This window comes from Corynebacterium sp. HMSC075D04, assembly GCF_001815635.1.
Lineage (GTDB): Bacteria > Actinomycetota > Actinomycetes > Mycobacteriales > Mycobacteriaceae > Corynebacterium > Corynebacterium coyleae.
Genome location: NZ_KV821342.1, coordinates 40,230 through 61,975, shown reverse-complemented (window position 1 = coordinate 61,975; position 21,746 = coordinate 40,230). Strand labels below are relative to the sequence as shown.

Here is a 21,746-nt window from a genome sequence, read left to right as displayed (position 1 = left end):
GAGACATGCGGAACGATGTCACCGAACCAGACACTCTCTGGGGCGCAAATAGGGGTTTGGTGTGGCGTCGAGGTCAGATGGCGGGTGGTGAAGATGACTATCGAATTACGGCCACTTCGCGTCGAGGACGCTACCGAGATGGCTGATGTGCTTTCGGATCGAACCCTTTACACATTCACAGGCGGTGGGCCGCCCTCTGTGGATGCGCTTGCGCGGCGGTACGCGATCCAGGCTCGAGGCGAATCCAGCGATGGTGCCGAGGAGTGGATCAATTTCGTCGTCACGCTCGGTGCGGGCAAGCAGCCGATCGGATACGTCCAAGCGACCGTGCCCCGCAACGGCGGTGCGACGGAGCTCGCGTGGGTGATCGGGGCGCAGTGGCAGGGGCACGGCTACGCCAAAGAAGCCGTGAAACTGCTTTCCACCTATCTTGCGGAGCGAGGCATTACGCACCTCATCGCTCATATCCACCCCGACCACATCGCCTCGCAGCGAGTCGCCGCCACCGTAGGGTTGGTCCCCACGGGGCAGGTCGTCGACGGCGAAGTCCGCTGGGACCGGAGAGAGTAGAAGGGCCCCGAAGGATTCTCCGGGCCTACTCCTCGCCGGTGAGCTCGCGCAGCTTGGCGCGCACTGCCGAGGCCTCCGGGTTGGTGGCGTGGGTGCCGTCGGAGAAGAGCACGGTGGGCACGATGCGGTTGCCGTCGTTGACGGACTTGATCCACTCGTTAACCTCGTCCATGCCGTCGGCCTCGACGTCGACGAGGTCGTAGGGGGTTTCGGTGCGGTCGAGGCGCTGGCGCAGCTTCTGGCAGAACGGGCACCAGTCGGCGGCGAAGATGGTCACGTGGGCGTTGGTTTCGGGTGCGGTGACGGTCATGTTAGATCCTTTCGAAGCGTTGGAATTTGTAGCGCAAGCCTGTCGACGAGGTGAGCCACTCCGTTTCGGAAACGAGGGCAAAGGTGTCGTCGATACGCGGGGCGTGGACGGCTTTGGAGTTGGGGACGTCGGGGTGGACGTCGATAAGCGTGCGCTCGATGACGTCGACCTCGTCGAGGGTGGCGGCGTAGATTTGGGCGCCGCCGATGATCCAGGCATCGCCCTCGAGGTCCGGGATGTCGGCGACGACCGACGCCCCGCGCGACCAGGCGCCCGCCTCGCGCGAGGACAACACGATGTTCTTGCGGTTCGGCAGCGGCTTGACCGGCAGCGACTCCCAAGTGCGCCGCCCCATGATGATGGGGTGTCCGCTGGTGGTGTCCTTGAAATGTTTGAGGTCTTCGGGCAGGTGCCAGGGCATGTCCTCGCCGTCGCCGATGATGCCGTCGACGCTTTGCGCCCAGATCGCGCCCAACATCGGGCCCTGCATTAGACGGACACCTCCGCCTTGATGGTGGGGTGCGGGTCGTAGCCGACGACCTCGATGTCGTCGAAGTCGTAGTCGAACAAGGACTTTGCCTTGCGCAGTTTGAGCTGCGGATACTCGCGGGCCTCGCGGGAGAGCTGCTCGCGCACCTGCTCGATGTGGTTGTTGTAGATGTGGCAGTCGCCGCCGGTCCAGATCAGCTCGCCGACCTCAAGGCCCGCCTGCTGGGCGAACATGTGGGTCAGCAGTGCGTAGGAGGCGATGTTGAACGGCACGCCCAGGAACATGTCGGCGGAGCGCTGGTAGACCTGCATGCTCAACTTGCCGTCGGCGACGTAGAGCTGGAACATCAGGTGGCACGGCATGAGGGCCATCTTGTCCAGTTCGGACACGTTCCAGGCGGACACCAGGTTGCGGCGCGAATCCGGGTTCTGCTTCAGCGTTGCCAGGGCCTCGGCGATCTGGTCGACGTGGCCACCGTCCGGGGTTGGCCAGGAGCGCCACTGCACGCCATAGACCGGACCCAACTCACCGTCGGCGTCGGCCCACTCGTTCCAGATGCGGATGCCATTGTCCTGCAGCCAGCGCACGTTGGAATCGCCGCGCAAAAACCACAGCAGTTCGCCGACGACACCCTTGAAGAAGACCTTCTTGGTGGTCAGCAGCGGGAACGACTCGGAGAGGTCGTAGCGGATCTGGCGGCCAAACACGCTGCGGGTGCCGGTGCCGGTGCGGTCACCTTTCTCGGTGCCGTTTTCCAGCACGTCGCGCAGCAGGTCCTCGTATGGGGTCTTGACCATTGGTTACTTCAGTACTCCTTCGAACGAGCCGTGTTCGTCGTGGTAGCGGGCGGCGGCTTCCAAAATGTCGTCGGCAATCTCCGGGCGACAAATAAGCATGTCTGGAATATAGGTGTCGTCGTTGTTATAGCGAAGCGGGGAGCCGTCGAGTCGCGATGCGTGCAGGCCCGCCGCAAGCGAGACCCCTACGGGTGCGGCCTGGTCCCATTCGTATTGGCCGCCGGCGTGGACGTAGGCGTCGTAGTCGCCGAGCAGCACGTGCATGGCTTTGGCGCCGGCGGAGCCGATCTGTTCGGTTTCGAAGCCGATCGCGTCCGCGACGTAGCGGGCGACGGCGGGCGGGCGGTTGCGCGACATGGCCACCTTGCCGGCGAACGGCCCTGAGACGTGGCGCACGTCGGAGGACTTGAACACCACACCAAGGTCGGGCAGCCCGACGGCGGCGTGGGTGGGCACGCCATTTTCGACGAGCGCCACATGCACCGCCCAGTCCTGCCGGCCGGTCGCGAACTCCTTGGTGCCGTCGAGCGGGTCGACGATCCACACCCGGTCTTTGCCCAGACGCGTGGGGTTGTCGGACGCTTCCTCGGAGAGGAACCCGTCGTTGGGGCGGTGCTGGCTCAAGACCCGTTCGATCCAGGCCTGGGCGAGGTCGTCGCCGGTCTCGCCGAGTTCGCGGCCACGCAGCAGGCCCACCCCGCGGATGCCTTTGAGGATTTCACCCGTGCCTTCCGCAATCAGGTTGGTCAGCCGGGAGTCGGAGTACTCAGCAGTCATGTGCCCGACTCTACCGCTAAGGTTGGCGAAATGACTGGCTCGATCTTGGACCGCTTTCACCCGCAGGTGGCGGGGTGGTTCCAGGATGTCTTCGCAGCGCCCACGGCGGTGCAGGATCAGGCGTGGCGCGCGATTTCCGACGACGAGAACGCCCTCGTCGTCGCACCGACCGGCTCCGGTAAGACGTTGGCGGCGTTTTTGTGGGCGCTGAACTCCCTGGTGGAGCGGGCCGGCCAGCAGGCGCTGCCCATCGATGGGGCGAACACCTCCACCCACGGCGGCGTGCGCGTCCTCTATATCTCGCCGCTGAAGGCCCTCGGCGTGGATGTGGAGAACAACCTCCGCGCACCCCTGGCTGGCATTGCGCGGGTGGCGCAGCGTTTGGGCCGCGACATGCCGGACATTTCGGTGGGGGTGCGCTCGGGCGATACTCCGCAGGCGGAGCGCAACCGGCAGGTGCGCAAGCCGCCGGACATTCTGATTACCACGCCGGAGTCGCTGTATCTCATGCTCACGTCCAAGGCGGCGGGCATTCTGAAAACGGTGGACACGGTCATTGTCGACGAAATCCACGCCCTGGCCGGCACCAAGCGCGGCGTGCACCTCGCGCTTTCGCTGGAGCGCCTGCGCCGCCTCGCCGGGAACTTCCAGCGCATCGGACTGTCCGCCACGGTGCGCCCGATCGAGGCGGTGGCCAACTTTTTGGGCCCCAAGACGACGATCATCAACCCGCCGGCGGAGAAGCGCTGGGAGCTCGACGTGCGCGTGCCCGTCGACGACATGAGCGACCTGCCCGTTCCCGAGGACGCCTCCACCATCGGCGATGCGATTCTCGACGACGCCCTGGACAACGCCCTGGACGCCCCGCCGCCTGGAGCCACCAACTCCATCTGGCCCCACATCGAGCGCGCGATTTACGACGAAGTCATGGCCCACCGGTCCACCATCGTCTTCGTCAACTCGCGCCGCACCGCGGAACGCCTGACCAGCCAGTTAAACGAACTCTGGGCGAAGGAACACGACCCGGAGGCGCTGTCCCCACAGACCCGCCGCCCGCCGGCGCAGCTGATGAAGTCGGTGGACACCGCAGGCCACGCCGCGACCGTGATCGCGCGCGCCCACCACGGCAGCGTGTCCAAGGACGAGCGCGCCCAGACCGAAACCATGCTGAAAGAGGGCACCCTGCGCGCGGTGGTGTCCACCTCCTCGCTGGAGCTGGGCATCGACATGGGTGCGGTGGACCTGGTCATCCAGGTGGAATCCCCGCCGTCGGTGGCCTCCGGACTGCAGCGCGTGGGCCGCGCCGGGCACACCGTGGGGGCGGTCTCCGAGGGCACGTTCTACCCGAAGCACCGCTCCGACCTGGTGCAAACCGCGGTGACGGTGCCCAGGATGCGCCAGAGCCTCATCGAGGAGCTGCACACCCCGCGAAGCCCCTTGGACGTGCTTGCACAGCAGACCGTAGCGGCCGTCGCGGTGGAGGACCTGGATGTGGACGAGTGGTACGACACGGTGCGCCGCGCCTGGCCGTACCGTGACCTTGCCCGCGAGGTGTTCGACTCGGTGATCGACCTGGTCATCGGCGTCTACCCGTCCACCGACTTCGCCGAGCTGCGGCCCCGAGCGATCCTCGAGGGCACTGTCTTGAAGGCACGCCCCGGCGCCCAGCGGGTCGCGGTGACCAACGCGGGCACCATCCCGGACCGCGGCATGTTCGGCGTCTTCCTGCTCGCAAGCTCGCAGGAAGAGGGAAGCAAAGCACCCCGGCGCGTCGGCGAGCTCGACGAGGAGATGGTCTACGAGTCCCGCGTCGGCGACGTGTTTACCCTCGGCGCCTCGTCGTGGCGCATCGAAAACATCACCCGCGACCAGGTGCAGGTCAGCCCGGCGCCCGGACACACCGGACGCCTGCCGTTCTGGACAGGCGACGGGCTGGGCAGGCCCTACGAGCTAGGTAAGGCGCTGGGGGCGTTTCGTCGAGAAGCAAGAAATGCTTTGGACGAAAGCTTGGACGAGCGCGCGCGTATCAACCTGCTGCAATACCTCGACGAGCAGGAGGAGGCCACCGGCATCCTCCCCGACGAGAAAACCCTCGTGCTGGAGCGCTTCACCGACGAGTTAGGCGACTGGCGCGTCGTGCTGCACACTCCGTTTGGCAAGGGTGTCAACGCGGCGTGGGCGCTGGCCACCGGGTGGCGGGTCGCCCAGGAAACCGGGATGGATGCCCAGGCGGTGGCGGGCGACGACGGCATCGTGCTGCGCCTGCCGCAAGGGGAGAGGGAGCCCGACGGGGCGATCTTCCAATTCGACGCCGACGAGATCGCGGACATCGTCACCGAACAGGTGGGCAATTCGGCCCTGTTTGCCTCCCGGTTCCGCGAGTGCGCCGCCCGCGCCCTGCTGCTGCCGCGCCGCAACCCCGGCAAGCGCGCACCCCTGTGGCAGCAGCGCCAGCGTGCCGAGCAGCTGTTGGATGTGGCCCGGAATTACCCGTCGTTTCCGATCATCCTGGAAACGGTGCGCGAGTGCCTCCAGGACGTCTACGACCTACCCGCCCTGCAGGAGGTGATGCGCGACATCAATACCCGCCGGGTGCGCATCGCCGAGGTGACCACCGACCAGCCGAGCCCGTTCGCCTCCTCGCTGCTGTTCAACTACACCGGCGCGTTCATGTACGAGGGCGACACCCCGCTGGCCGAGAAGCGGGCCGCGGCGCTGTCCTTGGACCCGTCCCTGCTGGCCAAATTGCTGGGCACCGTCGAGCTGCGCGAACTGCTCGACGCGGACATCATCGCGGAGGTCGACGCCTCGCTGCGCCGGGTGGGCCGCGCGGAAACTTCCGAGCAGTTCGCCGACACCCTGCGCTTCGTGGGGCCCGTGCCTATCGACGACCTGCCCACCTACACCTCGGTTCCCCTGACCTCCCTGGAGCAGTCCCTGGGGGCACGCATGATGCTGGTGCGCATCGGCGGGCGCGAACACGTGGCCCAAGTCCTGGATGCGCCCTTGCTTCGCGACGGCCTCGGCGTGCCCGTCCCGCCCGGCGTCCCCGCCCAGGTGCAAACCATCCCTGACGCTCTGACGCAACTGGTGGGGCGTTGGGTGCGCACCCGCGGGCCCTTTGTGTTGCGCGACCTTGCCGACGCGTTCGGGCTGGCCGTCGGTGCGGCGCATGCAGCGCTGATGCCGCTGGTGGACAAGGACAAGGTCATCGAGGGCCGCTACCGGCAGGGCGTCGAGGAGCAGGAGTACGTCGCCGCCGAGGTGCTGCGCATCATCCGGTCGCGCTCGCTGGCGGCGGCGCGCGCCCAGACCCGGCCCGTGTCGCAGTCTGCGTATGGGCGTTTTCTGCCTTCGTGGTCAAACGTCGCTCCGGTGGGGGTCACGCCGGCGCTGCGGGGCGCCGACGGGGTTTACTCGGTGATCGAGCAGCTCGCCGGGGTGCGCCTGCCCGCAAGTGCCTGGGAGTCCCACATCTTCCCGTCCCGTGTTGGCGACTACTCGCCGGCGATGCTTGACGAGCTCACCGCCAACGGCGAGGTCGCCATCGTCGGCGCCGGCAAGGCAGGGGCGCGTGACCCGTGGATCATGCTGCTGCCCACCGACTACGCGGCCCAACTCATGCCGCAGGTCGAGGAACCCCTGCTGTCGCTGACCCAATCCCAGGTGATGGAGAAGGTGCGCCGCGGCGGCGGGTTCTTGTTCGGGGACCTGCTTGAGCCCTCGACGACAACCGAGGAGCTGCGCGAGGCCATGTGGGATCTGGTCGAGGCCGGTTTCCTCGCGCCGGATTCGTTTGCTCCGATCCGGGCCCGGTTGGCGGGCGGGAGGACGGCGCACCGGGCGCGTCGCAGGCCGCAGCGAAGCAGGGTGCGCTCGGGGCGGACCTCGTTCGCGTCGACGGTCCCGCCCGACATGGTGGGCCGTTGGTCGCTCACGCCCACGCCTGATAGCGACCCCACGCGTCGCTCGGTGGCTTTAGGGGAGTCGCTGCTGGACCGCTACGGGGTGGTCACCCGCGGTTCGGTGGTAGCCGAGGACATCCTGGGCGGGTTCGCGCTGGCCTACAAAACCTTGTCTGGTTTTGAGGAATCAGGCAAGGCGATGCGCGGCTACCTCGTGGAGGGGCTTGGGGCCTCGCAGTTTTCCACCCCGGCCACCATCGATCGGCTGCGCGGGCACCAGGACACCGACGACGTGGTGGGCTGGCCCTCCGGTGCGCGCGATCCGCAGGTGCACGTGCTGGCCGCCACCGACCCGGCGAACTCGTACGGGGCGGCGCTGCCGTGGCCGGCGCAGGGGCCGACCCGTGCGGCCGGTGCCATGGTGGTGCTTGTCGACGGCCTCTTAGCCGCCCACATCACCCGCGGCGGGAGAACCATGACCACCTTCTTCGATTTCTTCCCCGACGGGGTAGGGGACCCGATGCCGTTGGTCGTCGATGCCCTGACTCAAGCGGTCCGGGCCGGCCGCATGCAGCCGTTGAGCGTGGAAAAGCTTAACGGCGGTCCTGCCTTTTCTCTGAAAGACTTCGGGGCGACGGTGACCCACAAGGGGGCGAAGATCGGAGAGCGTGCCTCGGCACCCCCGAAGCGGCGCGGGCGCAGCATAACGGAGGCGCTGGGAGAGCTAGACGGTGCGGAGGGACCGGAAGGCGGGTCTGATTTGGGTGGCCCAGCGGATGGGCTCACCTTTGACGACTAGGGTCCAGGCTTTAGGGCCGTAGCGGCACGCGGGGTACCGGCCGGTGGGTGGTCCCCGGCGGTTGCCCCGCCATCCGGGTCCGTTTCGCCCGGATTCGGTTGACCGCCGAGTGCATGGCGGGGTCTGTGGTGTTTACGTGACGGGTGCCGTCGGCCTTGACCAGCACGGCGGTGCCGGTTGTGGGGTCGTAATCCATGTAGCCCTTGTTAAAGGAGCCGTCCCGGTGGTCATTGTTGCACCGGTGATGGGTGGGGCACAGGCCGGTGAGGTTGGTGATGTCGGTGCTGCCGTACCGCAGCCAGGAGATGATGTGGTGGGCTTCGCACTCGCTCATGGCGGTGGTGCAGCCGGCCCATGAGCACACGCCTTGGATGGCGAACATGGCGATGCGTTGCGCAACAGACGCGAGCCGTTTCGACCTGCCCAGGTGCAGCGGCACTCCGGTGAGGCCGTCGACGGTGAGTAAGAAGTCGGAGGTGCCGTCCATGCCGAGGCGTACCAGGTCGAAGGCGTTGAGTTCCACGCCGACGTTGGTTTGGAACAGGGTGGTGGCGTCGGCGTCGGCAAGATCGTCCAGCGTCACCGAGACCACCACGGAGGCGGCACCGCCGTTGGCGGCCTGCTCGCCGTGTTCGTATTGGCGCATGATGTCCATGAACTGGTCGTATCGGCGCTGGCCGCGGGTGCGGGGGTCGCGGTCCTGCTGGTGTTCAGCCGGGATGTTGGAGTTTGGTGCGAGCCCCTTGTCGGTGAGTGCTTTGTAGAGGGCGTAGTCGCCTGCGGTCATGTGAAGGCGCACGTCGTAGGTGCCGTCGGAGTTTTCCTTGCCCAGGGTAGCCTCGCGCTTTTCAAAGCCAGCGTTGGGGTTCTTCTTTGCGTGTGGCTTGTTCGCCTTGTCCACGAGGCGCTTCACAAATAGCCGCAGGTCCTTTTCGCTGCGTGTCTTCGCTTCCTCCATGGCGCGGGCGTAGATGCTCATGCGTTCGCCCTCGGCGGCCTTGAGCAGTTTGTCGAGTTCTCGCCGGATGATGTCCTGCTTGGCGGCGGGGACCTCGCCGGCGCGACGGCGGGCGTCCTCCTGGTCTTTGCGGCGACGCTCGGCTTCCTCGTCGGCGGCCTTGCGGGCGGCTTCTTCGGCGGCGGCGCGCTCCTCATCGGTCGGCTCATCGCCGGTGCCAAACAGGTCCCCGAGGAAATCGTCCAGGTCGGGCTCGGGCGGCGGGGGCGGGGCGAACATGGCTTTGGCTCGGGCGAGCCGGTTGTAGGCCTCGCCCTTGGAGATGCCCAACGTCTCCATGAGGTAGGCGTCCGGGTAGTTCGCCCCGACGAGTTTGCCGGCGTCGGCGAGCACGCAGGCGTGGGCGAAGGAGGCGTCGACGTAGGCCTTCTTATCCATAGCTTGTTCGAGGCGTGCGATGTCGCGGGCGATGGTAGTGAAGGGGAGGGACGTGGGGTCGTCGAAAAGCAGGCGCAATTGCGTCAGGCTGTCTACGACCTGGTCAACGAGCCGAGACACGTTGTTCATGTTCCCTCCTTCAAGTAGTTGAGGGTCAATCTATCAACGCGCTCGATGTGACAATCAAACGTTCGAACACCCGTTCTATTGCAACTGCTTGACCAGGTGCGCTGCCGCCGCAAGTCCGAGTCGCGGATTCGCCTCGCGCACGTCCTTCACCGCGCGCACATACTCGGCCTCTGGGGCGGTGCCGGTCTCCGCGAGCACCCCGCGCGCCCACTCGATTGCGGCGTCCATGTCGGGGAAGAAGCCGACGAGCGACTCCTCCGGGGTCGGCCCGGCATTGACCACACTGTTGAAAATGTTTCGTAAAAAGCGGAACATGGGCTCCACTATGCCTGAAGGTGATTCGGTCTATCAGCTGTCTAAGCGCCTGCAGTGGATGCAAAACCGCGAAGTAACATCCACGAGCATCCGCGTCCCGCGCTATGCCACCGTCGATTTCACGGGCATGATCTGCGAGCGCGTTTGGCCCCGCGGCAAGCACCTCTTCATGCAGTTCGCCAAAGACGGTCACCAGGCGCAGATCCTGCACACGCATCTCAAAATGGAGGGCACGTGGTCGATACATCGCGCCGGAACACGCTGGAAGAAGCCCGCTCATGCGGCTCGCGTGGTGCTTTCGCTTAGCGACGACCCCCAGCCCGACATCGAACTCGTCGGCTTTTGGCTCGGCCTCGTTCGGGTGTTCCCAGCCCGCCAATACGAGCAGGAGATGGGGTATCTCGGTCCGGATTTGCTCGATCCGGATTTCGACCTGGCGGAGGCAGTCAGGCGCATCGAGGCACAGCCGAACCTCGAAATCGGACGTGCCCTGCTGGATCAGCGCAATCTTGCCGGCATTGGGAACGAGTACCGCGCGGAGATCAACTTCCTCGCGGGTACGCACCCGAGGGAACGGGTGGGGGAGGTGGACGTCGAAAAGCATGTGCGTCTTGCGCGACGGCTGATGTGGGCGAATAAAGACGCCCCCGTCCGCGTGACCACTGGGATCAAGCGGGCGGGGGAGACGAGTTACGTGTTCGGCCGCAACAACAAGCCGTGTAGGCGCTGCGGCACGCTCATTGAGAAGGGATTTCTCGGCGGCGACGGCGACCTCGAGCGGGTTATTTGGTGGTGTCCGCGGTGTCAGCCGGAGCCCTGATATATTCCATTTCTGGAAAAGGGGGGCGAGATATGGACTTTGAATTTTTGAGAGAAAAACGTCCGTGGGAGAAGCGAGAAATCGGCCGGCTCGGAGAATATTTCGCTGGTAGTGCCAGTGTTCCTGCGGAAGCCGCGGAGATGATTATCTGGCACGACGAGTTAGCTCGACGGACTGCTGCTGCCTGTGCAGGTTTTGCGCAGGAACTTTTTGGCCAGGAAAACCAAAGTCCGGACATTGTCAGTGCTTATCGAGTGAAATCGCAGGCGACTATTGGTGACAAAATCAGACGGTCGAATGAGGACAAAACGAAGAAGGTTCAACTCGGCCGGATGTGGGATTTCGCCGGGGCTCGAATTACGGCCAACGTGTTGCACGACGATTTGCGCCATCTCTCATGGGAGCTGCAGCAGGTGCTGCGGGCAGAGGGGCATCGTGTGATTGAGCGTGACTATATCGCCCGTGCGCAGCCCGGGGGTTACCGGGCTATTCATCTGGTGGTTCAGTCGGCTGCGGGTAATGTCGAACTCCAAATGCGAACCTTGCTCCAGTCGGAGTGGGCGAACACCTTTGAAAAGTTAGCGGACAAAACTGGGCGAAAGATCCGATACGAAAGCGATGCGCGGCCAGGGAATAAAGAGCGAGCCAGGGTTTTTGATGCGCTAGTTGCGATTGCGCGTGATATTCACCATATGGAACGGCAACGAGCAGCGACGCGTCGGAGTAGTTCGAACTCGATGAAGCAGTTAGCGAATATCCCGATGGGTCTGCCATTGAACTCGAGGCTGCATGAATTGCGGGCGGAAGCTTTTCGAGCATTGTCGTACTCGGAGACTGCTACGAGTCAGCATGCCTCGAGTATTCTGAGCCTCATTGAATCTTTGCGAGCCCTATCGCAACGTCTCAGTTCGTACGAGGTAGAAGAGTGAGGGGGAGACGATGAAGCACTTCCTTATGGTGTTCAACCGCAAGACCGGCGCGCTTCGGATGAAAGAGTATGCGGATGTACGTGATGCGATCCTGCAGCGGCTTGAGGAAGAACAGGCCAACGACAATCCAGATGTCGAGATTGTTGTGATCGGGGCGCCGTCCTTAGAAGACTTGAAGGTTACGCACTCCCGATACTTCGCGGTCGATGAACTTCCCGATGTTGCTTCGTATTGGGCGCAAGGCGAGAAGGTTTCTTAAAGGGGAGAGGGCGACCGTCACTTTCGTGATCGGTCGCCCTCGAGCGGGTTATTTGGTGGTGTCCGCAGTGTCAGCCTTTTTCGCCTCCCAGTCGCTGAGCGCGCGGCGGATGAAGAACACCAGGAATCCGAGGATGATCAGGATGAGCACGACGTAGATGACGTTGGAGTAGGTGTCCGCGTACTCGGTGGCCTTTTCCCAGTTGTCGCCGAGGATGTAGCCCAGGTAGATCAGGATGGCGTTCCAGATGCCGGAGCCAAGCGTGGTCCACAGGCCGAAGGTGAGAAGGTTCATGTTGCCTAGGCCTGCTGGGATGGAGATCAGGGAACGCACACCCGGGATGAGGCGACCGATGAACACGCTGGGTTTGCCGTATTTGTTGAAGAAGTCCATCGATGCGTCCACGTCGGAGGCGCGCACGAGCCACATCCAATCGGCGATCTTGCGCAGGCGCTCCAGGCCGAGCCAGGCGCCGACGCCGTAGAGAATGTATGCGCCGATGACGGAGCCGAGCACGGACCAGATGAACACGCTGACCATGTTCAGGGATCCCTGCGCGACGGTGAAGCCTGCCAGCGGCAGTACGACCTCGGACGGAATGGGTGGGAAGAGGTTCTCCAAGAGGATCGCAATGCCGACACCGGGGGCGCCAAGGGTTTCCATTAGGCCGACGATCCAGTCGATGATGCTCTGCATTGGGCCTATCTTGCCTTATTCGACCTCAAGGTTCCAAGTGTGCACCGGCGCGTCTGCCTGGGAGTTTTTGATGTACTGCCGCAAAACCCGTGCGAGGCCTTCGGCGCGTTCGCTGGTGGCGGGTTTGGATCCGGCGGCGGCGCGGCTCAGGGCGTCGAGTTGCCAGGTCGCCCCGTTTTGGCCGGTGCGCACGCGGCCCTCGATGATGCCGAGGTATTCGTCTGCGCAGGATTGGTCCACGTCAAGGGCTCGCAGCCCCTCGTAGGCGAGGTCGAGCAGATGCTTCTCGACGAGCTCACGTACCGGAACCGAACCCAACGTCGGCCATTCCATCTCGGCGTTGATGCCGTGCTTGGCGCCGGCGAGGAAGTTACGGTTTGCGGCGTCGAAGGTGAGGCGCGACCACACAGGTCGGGTCTGGTTGCTTAGGGCTTTGACCAGGCCGTAGTAGAGCGCAGCGTCGGCAACGATGTCCTTGACGGTCGGGCCAGCGGGAAGCAGGCGGTTTTCCACGCGGATGTGGCTGAGTTCGCCCGCCGGATCGTAGATGGGCCGGTTCCAGCGCCAGATCGTGCCGTTGTGCAGGTTGAGGTAGTGCAGGCCGGGGTTGTCGCCGTTCATGAACGGGGTGCCTGCGTCGGCGCGGCCCTCGGGCAGCAGCGGGGAGAAGTAGCGCACGTTTTCTTCAAACAGGTCGAAGACGCTGGTGATCCAGCGTTCGCCGAACCACACACGCGGGCGCACGCCTTGGTTGATCAGTTCTTTGGTGCGTGTATCGATGGACTGTTTGAACACCGGGATGCGCGACTCGTGCCACACCTTGTGGCCGAGGAACAGCGGTGAGTTTGCTGAGAGCGCGACCTGCACACCCGCGATGGCTTGGGAAGCGTTCCACGCTTCCGCGAACCGGTCTGGTGCCACCTGGAGGTGTAGCTGCATGGATGTGCAGGTGGATTCGGGGGCGATGGTCTCAAAGTAGTGGGTGTATTTCTCGTCACCCCGCAGGTCAATCTTGACCAGTTCACCGCGCGATTCCAGGATCGAGTTGTTCAGTCCGGCGTAGCGGTTTTCCTGCGTCATCCACTCGTCGCTGTCGAGAAACTGCGAGGTCATCGTGGGCAGTGTGCCGATCATCGCAAGGTGCGACCCAGCTTGCTGCGCTGCCTCGCGCACGCGGGCAAGTCGCTTCTCCACGCCACTAGCCAGCTCCGCTAGCCCTTGGCCCTGAATATCCAAGGGTGGGTGGTTCATCTCCACGTTGTAGGCGCCGATTTCGGCCTGGTACTCGCTATCAAGTAGCGCGAGCACGGCTTGGTTGTTGGGGTGGGGGAGCATGGTGTCGTCGACAAGATTGAGCTCCAACTCCAGCCCGATCGTGCCGTGATCGACGAACTCGGCGCCCTGGAGGTGCCGGTCGAAGCGCTCCAGCTCATCCTCGAGCCGACGGCGGTACGTGGTGCGCTGGCGTGGCGTGTAGGACTCGGATGAGATGGCGTCGCCCATTAGCGGTGCTCCCTGTACCAGGTGATGAGGTTGTCGGTGGATTGGTCGCCGGAGGCGGGCTCTTCCTCGCCCGCAACGGCAGCGGCGAGGTCATTGGCCTGAGCCTTGCCCAACTCCACGCCCCACTGGTCGAAGGCGTTGATGCCCCAGATGGCGGCCTCCACGAACACGATGTGTTCGTACAACGCAATCAACGCGCCGAGGGAGTGCGGGGAGAGTTCCTCCGCCAGGATCGTGGTGGTGGGGCGGTTGCCAGGCATAACCTTGTGCGGCGCAAGTGCATGCGGGACACCTTCTGCTTCGATTTCCTGCTGGGTTTTGCCAAACGCCAGCACCTTCGTCTGCGCGAAGAAATTACCCATGAGCAGGTCGTGCATGGAGCCTTCGCCGGTGGCGGTGGGCAGATCAGCGCGTGGTTTGGCAAAGCCGATGAAGTCCGCCGGAATCAGTGTGGTGCCCTGGTGGATCAATTGGAAAAAGGCGTGTTGGCCGTTGGTGCCGGGCTCGCCGAAGAAGATTTCGCCGGTGTCATAGGTGACCGGGGTGCCGTCGATACGCGTGCGCTTGCCGTTGGACTCCATGGTCAACTGCTGCAGATACGCCGGGAAGCGGGCGAGGTCCTGCGCGTACGGCAACACCGCATGGGTCTGGGCCTGGTAGAAGTTGCGGTACCACACGTTGAGCAGCCCCATGAGTACAGGCACGTTGCGCTCGAAATCGGTGGTGCGGAAGTGCTCATCCATCGCGTGGAACCCGGCGAGGAACTCGCGGAAACGCTCCGGGCCGATGACCACCATCAGCGACAGGCCGATTGCGGAATCCACCGAGTAGCGGCCGCCAACCCAGTCCCAGAAGCCGAACATGTTGTTCGTGTCAATGCCGAACTCGGCGACCTTCTCCGCGTTGGTGGACACGGCCACGAAGTGCTTCGCAATCGCGGTGTCGTCGCCATCGAAAGCCTCGAGCAGCCAGCGCTTCGCCGCATGCGCGTTAGACAGTGTTTCCTGCGTAGTAAACGTTTTGGAGGCGACGATAAATAGCGTCTGCTCCGGGTCAGCGTCAGCGAGCACCCGGGTCATATCGGCCGGATCCACGTTGGAGACGAACTCCGCGCTCACCCCAGCATCCGCGTAGGTACGCAACGCCTGAGCAGCCATGGCTGGCCCCAGGTCGGAGCCGCCGATGCCGATGTTGACCACCTTGGTAATCGGCTTGCCCGTGTGGCCGAGCCAATCGCCAGAGCGCACCGACTCCGCAAACGCACTCATGCGCTCCAGCACATCGTGCACGTCAGCGGTGACATCCTGGCCGTCGACGATCAGCGCCCGATCCGCCGGGGCGCGCAGCGCGGTGTGCAGCACAGCCCGGTCCTCGGTGGTGTTGAGGTGCTCGCCCGAAAACATTGCAGTGATGCGTTCGGTCAGGTCGGCGTCGTCGGCAAGTGCAATCAGCGCCTCCATGACACGCCCGTTGAACAGGTTCTTCGACAGATCCACGTGCAAACCGGCGGCGTCGAAAGTGAAGCGCTCGGCGCGCTGCGCGTCGGCCCGAAACAGATCACGCAGCGTCGTGCGAGACGTTTCAGCATGGAGTTTTTCGAGCTTTTTCCAGCTCGGTGCGGACGTAATGTCGTGCATTGCAGCCTCCCAGGCGGCGGTGATCATCTCCAGCGTTCAATGCAAACTACGGTAGTCAAAACCTGTCGTGCCTTCCGGGTAACACCCCACCACCCGGCAAATCTGGATAATGGCGCCCATGAGCATCGTCAAGATCAACGCGATTACTGTCCCCGAAGGCGCCGGCGAGGAACTCGAGCGCCGCTTCGCTGCCCGCAAGCACGCCATCGACTCCCAGCCCGGCTTCGAAGGCTTCCAGCTTCTGCGCCCGGTCAAGGGGGAGGAGCGCTACTTCGTGGTCACCCGCTGGGCCGACGAGGAGTCCTACAACGCCTGGTGGGAAGGCGCAGGCCGCGCCGGGCACGCTGAAAGCGACAAGGGCGGCGATAACGGTGAGGCCCCGCGCAAGCCGGTGTCACAGTCTGCTGAACTGCTGGAATTTGAGGTCGTGCTCGATTCCACCGAGCAGGACTAGCCGTCCGGAGCGCTAGCCCCAAGTGCGTTAACCCAACTTGCCCCGGCCGAGCCGCAGCAGGATCTGTGCCAGGCCGGGGCCTTCCTCGCCCAACTCGTCCTGGAACTGGTTAATGATGGCCACCTCGCGAGTGTGGACAAGACGCGTGCCGCCCGAGCCCATGCGTGTCTTACCAATCGCGGCGGAAATCTGGCTGCGGCGCTTCACTGCGTCGAGGATGACGCGGTCAAGTCGGTCGATTTCCTTGCGGTATTCCTGGATCTCCGCGTCCGAAAGGGGATCGTCGGTGCCGGATGGCATGCGGATTTCAAGCTCACTCATGGCAGTAGATTATGCCAGTTCGAACACACGGTCAGGGTCGTGTCGGCGGCGTTAGTACAGTGACTGCCATGACTGATGTGACCCTTGGCCTGAACCCGCAGCAACAGGCGGCCGTCGTGCACGAAGGTAGCCCGCTGCTTATCGTCGCCGGCGCTGGTTCCGGCAAAACTGCGGTGCTGACCCGCCGCATTGCCTATTTGCTGCAAAACCGTGGGGTGGCGCCGTGGCAGATCCTTGCCATCACCTTTACTAATAAGGCCGCAGCGGAGATGAAGGAGCGCGTCGGCCAACTCGTCGGACCTGAGGCGGAACGCATGTGGGTGGCCACGTTCCACTCGGTGTGCGTGCGTATTCTGCGCCAGCAGGCTCAGTTGGTGCCGGGGCTAAACACCAACTTCACTATTTATGATTCGGACGATTCACGTCGCCTGCTCGGCATGATCGGCAAAGACATGAACTTGGATCTGAAGAAGTTCTCGCCGCGCGTGCTGGCCAACGCGATTTCGAATCTGAAAAACGAGTTGGTGGATCCGGACCAGGCGCAAGCACAGGCGCAACGCACCCACAACCCGTTCGAGACCACGGTGGCGAACGTGTTCGCGGAATATCAGCGCCGCCTGCGTCAATCCAACGCGCTCGATTTCGACGATCTGATCGGCGAGGTAGTCCGCATCTTCAAGACGCATCCGCAGGTTACGGAGTACTACCGGCGTCGCTTCAGGCATGTGCTTGTCGACGAATACCAGGACACCAACCACGCTCAATACGAACTCATCCACACCCTGGTGGGCGACGGCCCCGACGCGCCCGAGCTGGCGGTGGTGGGCGATTCTGACCAGTCCATTTACGCCTTCCGTGGCGCGACGATCCGCAACATCGAGGAGTTCGAGCGCGACTACCCCGATGCGGAGACGATCATGCTGGAGCAGAACTACCGCTCCACGCAGAACATCTTGAGTGCCGCGAACGCTGTCATCGCGCAGAACGAGGGCCGCCGCCCGAAGAAGCTGTGGACTGACCACGGCACGGGGGAGAAGATCGTCGGCTATGTCGCGGACAACGAGCACGACGAGGCCCGCTTCATCGCCACGGAAATCGATGCCCTGTCGGATCGCGGCGTGCCGTACTCGGATATCGCAGTGATGTATCGCACCAACAACGCCTCGCGCGCGTTGGAAGACATTTTCATCCGCTCGGGTATTCCGTACAAGGTAGTCGGCGGGACCCGCTTCTACGAGCGCCGCGAGATCCGCGACATCGTTGCTTACCTGAAGGTGCTAGAAAACCCGGACGACACGGTGAGCATGCGGCGCATTGTCAACGTGCCAAAACGCGGCATTGGCGACAAGGCGCAAGCCATGGTGGCGCTGCACTCGGAGCAAAACAATCAAAGCTTTGGGCGTTCGCTTATCGACGCCACTGAGGGCAACGTGGACATGCTGGCCAAGGCCGCCACGAACTCCATTACCCGCTTCGTGGACATGATGAGGGGGCTCCGCCAGGACATGCCGAACATGGTCAATGAGGTCACCGGCATGCCAGACCTCGGGCAACTGGTCGCCCAGGTGCTTGATGCCACCGGCTACAAGGCAGAGCTTGAAGCCTCCAACGACCCGCAGGACGGGGCGCGCCTGGACAACCTCAACGAGTTGGTCTCTGTCGCCCGTGAGTTCTCCTCGGACGCTGCGAACCAGATGGCGTACATGACCGATGAAGAAATCGACGAGGTTATGCAGGAAGGCGAACCCGCGCCGGGATCACTGCAGGCGTTTTTGGAGAAGGTTTCGCTCGTCGCTGATGCGGATCAGTTGCCGGACAACGAGCAGGGCGTGGTCACGTTGATGACGTTGCACACTGCAAAGGGCCTGGAGTTCCCGGTGGTGTTTGTTACCGGCTGGGAGGACGGACAGTTCCCACACCTGCGTGCGTTGGGGGATCCAGCGGAGCTCGCCGAGGAACGTCGCCTGGCGTATGTGGGGATTACGCGCGCCCGCGAGCGGCTATATCTGACGCGTGCGATGCTGCGCTCATCGTGGGGCTCTCCGGTAACCAACCCGGCCAGTCGCTTCCTCGCAGAGGTCCCGGAGGACCTCATCGACTGGCGCAGGTTGGAACCGGAGCGCTCCTTCAACGCGGATGCGTGGGGCTCGCCCTCGCGTCCACGCACGCAGATGCGCTCTGCGCGCCGTGCACCGAAACAGACGGTGCACAAGAATTTGAACTTAGTGGCCGGAGACCGCGTCAACCACGCGAAGTACGGGTTGGGCACGGTCCTCACCGTGGAAGGTTCCGGCGTGAGGGAGACGGTGACAATCGATTTCGGGTCGTCTGGCACCGTCAGGCTGATGACCATCGGCGGGGTGCCGATGGAAAAGCTTTAGATCCGGATACCCTGCTGGGCCAGCCAGACCTCGGGGTCGGCGTGGTTCACACCGTCCGGCTTGACCTCGAAGTGGAGGTGCGGGCCCGTGGAGTAGCCCTCGTTGCCGATGGAGGCGATCTTCTGGCCCGCCTTGACGCGCTGGCCGACCTGCACGTCGTAGTAACGCATGTGGCCGTAGACGGTCTCTTCGCCACCGTCGTGCTTGATCACGACCCAGTTGCCAAAGCCCTGCGCCGGACCTGCTGCGGTGACGGTGCCGTCCATTGCCGCGTAGATCGGGGTGCCTTCCGTGTTGGCAATGTCGATGCCACGGTGGAACGTGCCCCAGCGTGGACCGTAACCGGAGGTGTAGCGGCCAGACGCCGGCATGACCACGGTGCGGCCATCTGCGGTGCGGCCGCGCTGCGGTGCGACCCAGTCCGTGCCATCGGCAGGAGCGAACGCGGCCGACAGCGGCGCATCGAGGGCGCGCGGGTCGTACACGATCTTGTAGCCGCCGGCGGTCACGGTTGCACCGTTGTCCAGGATGGCGTCTGCAGCCTTTGCAAGGGCGCCCAAGGCGTCGCCCTGGTTGCCGATAGGTGCGCCACCGACAGTGAGGGTCAGTGCGTGCGCTGGCGACGCTACAAGCGTCAGCGCCAATGCTGCAGCGGCTGCCACGGAGGCACCGGGGAACATACGACTGGTTTTCACAGTTTTACCTTCTCTACGCAGGTCTGGTTCGGCGCAGCTTTGGCTACGCGCACAGCAGGTCAATTTAACGTGTGTCCACCCGCGAAGCAATGGCGTGACCTGCACGTTTGTTCTAATTGGGTGTAGATATGTGGTATCGCTGCAGGCAGGTGCGATGTTACTGAAGTGAAATTTGTTGCGGATGTTAATTGCCTGTGGGGGTGGATGGTGTACCCCCGCATGCTCCGAAAAGTTGGACACCCAACAATGATAAAGCCCCGCCGAAGCGGGGCAGAAGTCTGTGTGTGGCCTAGAGCTGGATGCCGCGTGCGGCCAACCAAGGCTCCGGGTCGACAGCGGTTGCGCCGTCCGGCCAGATTTCAAAGTGCAGGTGCGAGCCGGTGGAGAAGCCCAGCGAACCCATGCCGGCGATGTCCTGGCCGGCATGGACCTGCTCGCCGACGCCTACGTACAGAGACTGCATGTGGCCGTAGACGGAAATGGAGCCGTCCTCGTGGCGGATGCGGATCCACTGGCCGTAGCCCTGGGCCGGGCCGGAGTCGATCACAGTGCCATCGGCAACTGCGCGGATCGGGGTGCCTTCCACGTTGGCGATATCGATGCCGGAGTGCATCGAACCCCAGCGCATGCCGAAGCCGGAGGTGTAAGCGCCGTCGGCCGGGCGGACGACCAGCGGGGCACGTGCTGCTTCGTCTTGGCGAGCGACCTCGTCAGAGTGCTGGACTGCCTTGTTGAGCTGGTCGGTAAGGTTCTCAACCGGCTTGTACTCCGCGATCGCCAGGATCTGCGGGGTTGCGGCGTCGCTGTCTGGGGTGCCGGCAATTTCGTCGGTATCGGCTGCGAGCTGGATGGAGTAATCCGCGTCCTGGCTCTTGTCCGAGGTGAGAGCGCCTGCGGCGAGGCCGGAGAAGCCGGCGGTGGAAACCGCGCCAGTGGCGGCGGCGACGACAGCTGCGCGACCCGTGTTCGGCGTCTGCTTACGGTGCTTGCCGCCCTGCTTCTTCGAAATGAACATGTGCCCTCTTTGAGATTTCCCGTTGGCCCGAATTCCCCCTGCTAGTGCTGTTTCCGGCAGGGGAATCGTAACCTTCCTGTTATCTACGAGTGGTTACTGTAACGAATTGGTTTCATCGGGGCAAGATGAATCTGAAAATTGTCTTAATCGTTCGCTGTCTTCGCAGTGTTACATCCCGGTTGCATCCACGTCATGTGTAGTCGTATGTGAATGGTGTGACTCTCCGGACGGGTGGGGCAAATTGGAAGATCGGGTGTCCTTCCCCAGAAGTGGGGGTGAGGAGTGGCAGAGTTGGCGGGGATGAGCACCACACCGAAACCACGCCCGGCGTCGTCGACAAGCGGGCGCCGCGCGCGCAACGCCAGCATGTCCAAGCGCAAGATCACCGGTATTAAGAAGCGGTCTGCCCCCGCAAAGGTCCCGGAGACGACCGAAGAGCGGATCAAGCACTACCTGCCGTATGTCGCTGTGCCGAATGCTGTCGTCGGGCTCGGGCTGCTTGTGGTGTGCTTTGCCGTCATCCTCATCGCAGGTTGGCGCCTGACCTACCTGCCTGCCGCGGTGGGGGAGAGCTGGTTCGTCTTCCATGGAGTGCCAGTGCGTATCGACGACATCGAGCTCGCCGCCGTACCCCTTTTGCCAGCCATCGGTGTTGTCGCACTCGTGGCGCGCCGCATCCGTGCGGCTACGGCGGGACGAGTGAGCATCCTGGACCTCCTCGTGCTGCTTGGTCTTGTCATCGGCTTTGCGCTGGTGTTCAGCGGCATCGCGTTGTTCATGGTCGCTGACGCGTCGGCCGTCTATCCGGTGGCCGCACCACACCCCGTGGCCGCGCTGCTTTGCCCGGTCATCTTGCACCTCATTGGTTACTGCATCGGAATCCGCAACGTGGTGTGGCATGCGCTCGCGAAGCGTGCGGGGGTTCCCGCGGAAACCGTTGATGCAGGTGAGGCTGCAGGCAAGATCGTTGTACGCCTGCTGAGTGCAGCCGCAGTGATCTACCTTGCGTTCCTCGTTGCAGGTTTTGGTGAGGTTCGCGAACTGCTCGGCCAGTACCCATCCCTCGGGTGGGGCGGCGGTATCGGCCTGTTCGTGCTCTGTGTGGCGTACCTGCCAAATGCGGCTATCGGGGCGCTGTCGGTCATGCTCGGCGGGTCCTTTACCTACGGTGCCGGTTCGATAAACCTCTTCGACGCAGTCCAGATCCCGTACCCACCCCTGCCCCTGTTTGGTGCGATCCCGGCGGAGGTGCCCGCGTGGGCGCCGGTGCTGTTGGTGGTGCCGGCGGCGGTGCTGGTGCATTACTTCGTCGCAAAGCAAGTGTCTCTGACTGCTATTGCAGCAACTGCCACGTGGTGCGCCCTATTCGGCGCGGCCGCAGGCGTCTTCTCCTCAGGGCAAGCAGGCGCTTATGGGGTCATCGGCGTGGACCCTTGGGTGCTGGCGCTACTGCTATTTGTATGGGTTGCCGTCACCGGTGCAACCGTGTTGGGGGTAGCTGCGCTAAGGCAACGCACACCTGCGAACACTGACAGCTAGACTGCTTCG

General features: G+C 63.8%; 20 protein-coding genes. 8 read left to right on the top strand and 12 right to left on the bottom strand.

The annotated features are described in order from the left end of the window. The first annotated feature begins 93 nt into the window (after nucleotides 1-93). On the top strand, nucleotides 94-570 hold the full coding sequence (locus HMPREF3048_RS06920) for a GNAT family N-acetyltransferase (protein ID WP_070771690.1): 477 nt from the start codon (nucleotides 94-96) through the stop codon (nucleotides 568-570). A gap of 25 nt (nucleotides 571-595) precedes the next feature. Here HMPREF3048_RS06920 and HMPREF3048_RS06915 read toward each other — a convergent pair whose 3' ends face one another. From HMPREF3048_RS06915 to HMPREF3048_RS06900, 4 genes are read right to left on the bottom strand one after another with little or no spacing between them, the layout of a single operon-like run. Further along, entirely contained in the window at nucleotides 596-880 is a 285-nt protein-coding gene (locus tag HMPREF3048_RS06915) for a mycoredoxin (RefSeq protein WP_070771677.1), read from the bottom strand. Between the two features lies 1 nt (nucleotide 881). Next, the gene (locus tag HMPREF3048_RS06910; RefSeq protein WP_070771688.1) at nucleotides 882-1,358 is read right to left on the bottom strand and encodes a dihydrofolate reductase; all 477 of its coding nucleotides are present in this window, start codon (nucleotides 1,356-1,358) and stop codon (nucleotides 882-884) included. A gap of 11 nt (nucleotides 1,359-1,369) precedes the next feature. Then, nucleotides 1,370-2,167 carry a thymidylate synthase gene (locus HMPREF3048_RS06905; RefSeq protein ID WP_070421449.1) on the bottom strand — a complete coding sequence of 266 codons (798 nt, stop codon included), beginning with the start codon at nucleotides 2,165-2,167 and terminating at the stop codon, nucleotides 1,370-1,372. Between the two features lie 3 nt (nucleotides 2,168-2,170). Further along, nucleotides 2,171-2,944 carry a 3'(2'),5'-bisphosphate nucleotidase CysQ gene (locus HMPREF3048_RS06900; RefSeq protein WP_070771675.1) on the bottom strand — a complete coding sequence of 258 codons (774 nt, stop codon included), beginning with the start codon at nucleotides 2,942-2,944 and terminating at the stop codon, nucleotides 2,171-2,173. A gap of 30 nt (nucleotides 2,945-2,974) precedes the next feature. Between HMPREF3048_RS06900 and HMPREF3048_RS06895 the strand changes: the two genes are divergently transcribed. Next, nucleotides 2,975-7,648: an ATP-dependent helicase gene (locus tag HMPREF3048_RS06895; protein ID WP_070771673.1), complete on the top strand. Its 4,674-nt coding sequence runs from the start codon at nucleotides 2,975-2,977 to the stop codon at nucleotides 7,646-7,648. A gap of 10 nt (nucleotides 7,649-7,658) precedes the next feature. On the opposite strand, the gene HMPREF3048_RS06890 is transcribed toward HMPREF3048_RS06895, so the two are convergent. Together HMPREF3048_RS06890 and HMPREF3048_RS06885 are read right to left on the bottom strand one after the other, a co-directional pair. Beyond that, the gene (locus HMPREF3048_RS06890) at nucleotides 7,659-9,173 is read right to left on the bottom strand and encodes an HNH endonuclease signature motif containing protein (protein ID WP_070771672.1); all 1,515 of its coding nucleotides are present in this window, start codon (nucleotides 9,171-9,173) and stop codon (nucleotides 7,659-7,661) included. A gap of 75 nt (nucleotides 9,174-9,248) precedes the next feature. Continuing rightward, the gene (locus HMPREF3048_RS06885) at nucleotides 9,249-9,488 is read right to left on the bottom strand and encodes a hypothetical protein (protein WP_070771670.1); all 240 of its coding nucleotides are present in this window, start codon (nucleotides 9,486-9,488) and stop codon (nucleotides 9,249-9,251) included. Nucleotides 9,489-9,498: 10 nt separating this feature from the next. Between HMPREF3048_RS06885 and HMPREF3048_RS06880 the strand changes: the two genes are divergently transcribed. Genes HMPREF3048_RS06880 through HMPREF3048_RS06870 form a run of 3 tightly spaced genes read left to right on the top strand, consistent with a single transcriptional unit; the run spans nucleotide 9,499 to nucleotide 11,496 of the window. Then, nucleotides 9,499-10,308: a DNA-formamidopyrimidine glycosylase family protein gene (locus HMPREF3048_RS06880; protein WP_070771686.1), complete on the top strand. Its 810-nt coding sequence runs from the start codon at nucleotides 9,499-9,501 to the stop codon at nucleotides 10,306-10,308. A 32-nt stretch (nucleotides 10,309-10,340) separates the two neighbouring features. Further along, nucleotides 10,341-11,237 carry a RelA/SpoT domain-containing protein gene (locus HMPREF3048_RS06875; RefSeq protein WP_070771668.1) on the top strand — a complete coding sequence of 299 codons (897 nt, stop codon included), beginning with the start codon at nucleotides 10,341-10,343 and terminating at the stop codon, nucleotides 11,235-11,237. A gap of 10 nt (nucleotides 11,238-11,247) precedes the next feature. Next, on the top strand, nucleotides 11,248-11,496 hold the full coding sequence (locus tag HMPREF3048_RS06870; RefSeq protein WP_070421444.1) for a hypothetical protein: 249 nt from the start codon (nucleotides 11,248-11,250) through the stop codon (nucleotides 11,494-11,496). Nucleotides 11,497-11,544: 48 nt separating this feature from the next. On the opposite strand, the gene HMPREF3048_RS06865 is transcribed toward HMPREF3048_RS06870, so the two are convergent. Genes HMPREF3048_RS06865 through pgi form a run of 3 tightly spaced genes read right to left on the bottom strand, consistent with a single transcriptional unit; the run spans nucleotide 11,545 to nucleotide 15,332 of the window. Next, complete coding sequence (locus HMPREF3048_RS06865; protein ID WP_070570954.1) at nucleotides 11,545-12,192, bottom strand: DedA family protein; 648 nt, start codon at nucleotides 12,190-12,192, stop codon at nucleotides 11,545-11,547. A 15-nt stretch (nucleotides 12,193-12,207) separates the two neighbouring features. Then, the gene (locus tag HMPREF3048_RS06860) at nucleotides 12,208-13,695 is read right to left on the bottom strand and encodes a glutamate-cysteine ligase family protein (RefSeq protein WP_070771667.1); all 1,488 of its coding nucleotides are present in this window, start codon (nucleotides 13,693-13,695) and stop codon (nucleotides 12,208-12,210) included. Beyond that, nucleotides 13,695-15,332 (bottom strand): glucose-6-phosphate isomerase, encoded by a 1,638-nt coding sequence (pgi, locus tag HMPREF3048_RS06855; protein ID WP_070771685.1) that lies wholly within the window; start codon nucleotides 15,330-15,332, stop codon nucleotides 13,695-13,697. The genes HMPREF3048_RS06860 and pgi overlap by 1 nt, the downstream gene beginning before the upstream one ends. 118 nt (nucleotides 15,333-15,450) lie before the next feature. Here pgi and HMPREF3048_RS06850 point away from each other — a divergent pair, with 118 nt between their 5' ends. Next, the gene (locus HMPREF3048_RS06850; RefSeq protein WP_070483701.1) at nucleotides 15,451-15,786 is read left to right on the top strand and encodes an antibiotic biosynthesis monooxygenase family protein; all 336 of its coding nucleotides are present in this window, start codon (nucleotides 15,451-15,453) and stop codon (nucleotides 15,784-15,786) included. Nucleotides 15,787-15,813: 27 nt separating this feature from the next. On the opposite strand, the gene HMPREF3048_RS06845 is transcribed toward HMPREF3048_RS06850, so the two are convergent. After that, entirely contained in the window at nucleotides 15,814-16,107 is a 294-nt protein-coding gene (locus HMPREF3048_RS06845) for a chorismate mutase (RefSeq protein ID WP_070483699.1), read from the bottom strand. A gap of 68 nt (nucleotides 16,108-16,175) precedes the next feature. Between HMPREF3048_RS06845 and pcrA the strand changes: the two genes are divergently transcribed. Next, nucleotides 16,176-18,488, top strand: coding sequence for a DNA helicase PcrA (gene pcrA / locus HMPREF3048_RS06840; RefSeq protein WP_070421439.1), 2,313 nt, complete (start codon nucleotides 16,176-16,178; stop codon nucleotides 18,486-18,488). Here the strand turns inward: pcrA and HMPREF3048_RS06835 are convergent. Further along, the gene (locus tag HMPREF3048_RS06835) at nucleotides 18,485-19,183 is read right to left on the bottom strand and encodes a M23 family metallopeptidase (protein WP_224212937.1); all 699 of its coding nucleotides are present in this window, start codon (nucleotides 19,181-19,183) and stop codon (nucleotides 18,485-18,487) included. The two genes, pcrA and HMPREF3048_RS06835, sit on opposite strands and share 4 nt — an antisense overlap. 289 nt (nucleotides 19,184-19,472) lie before the next feature. After that, a complete protein-coding gene (locus HMPREF3048_RS06830; protein ID WP_070421437.1) occupies nucleotides 19,473-20,198 on the bottom strand; it encodes a M23 family metallopeptidase in 726 nt (241 codons plus the stop codon). Nucleotides 20,199-20,498: 300 nt separating this feature from the next. Here HMPREF3048_RS06830 and HMPREF3048_RS06825 point away from each other — a divergent pair, with 300 nt between their 5' ends. Then, nucleotides 20,499-21,737 carry a cell division protein PerM gene (locus HMPREF3048_RS06825; RefSeq protein ID WP_092101891.1) on the top strand — a complete coding sequence of 413 codons (1,239 nt, stop codon included), beginning with the start codon at nucleotides 20,499-20,501 and terminating at the stop codon, nucleotides 21,735-21,737. The last annotated feature ends 9 nt before the right edge of the window (nucleotides 21,738-21,746 follow it).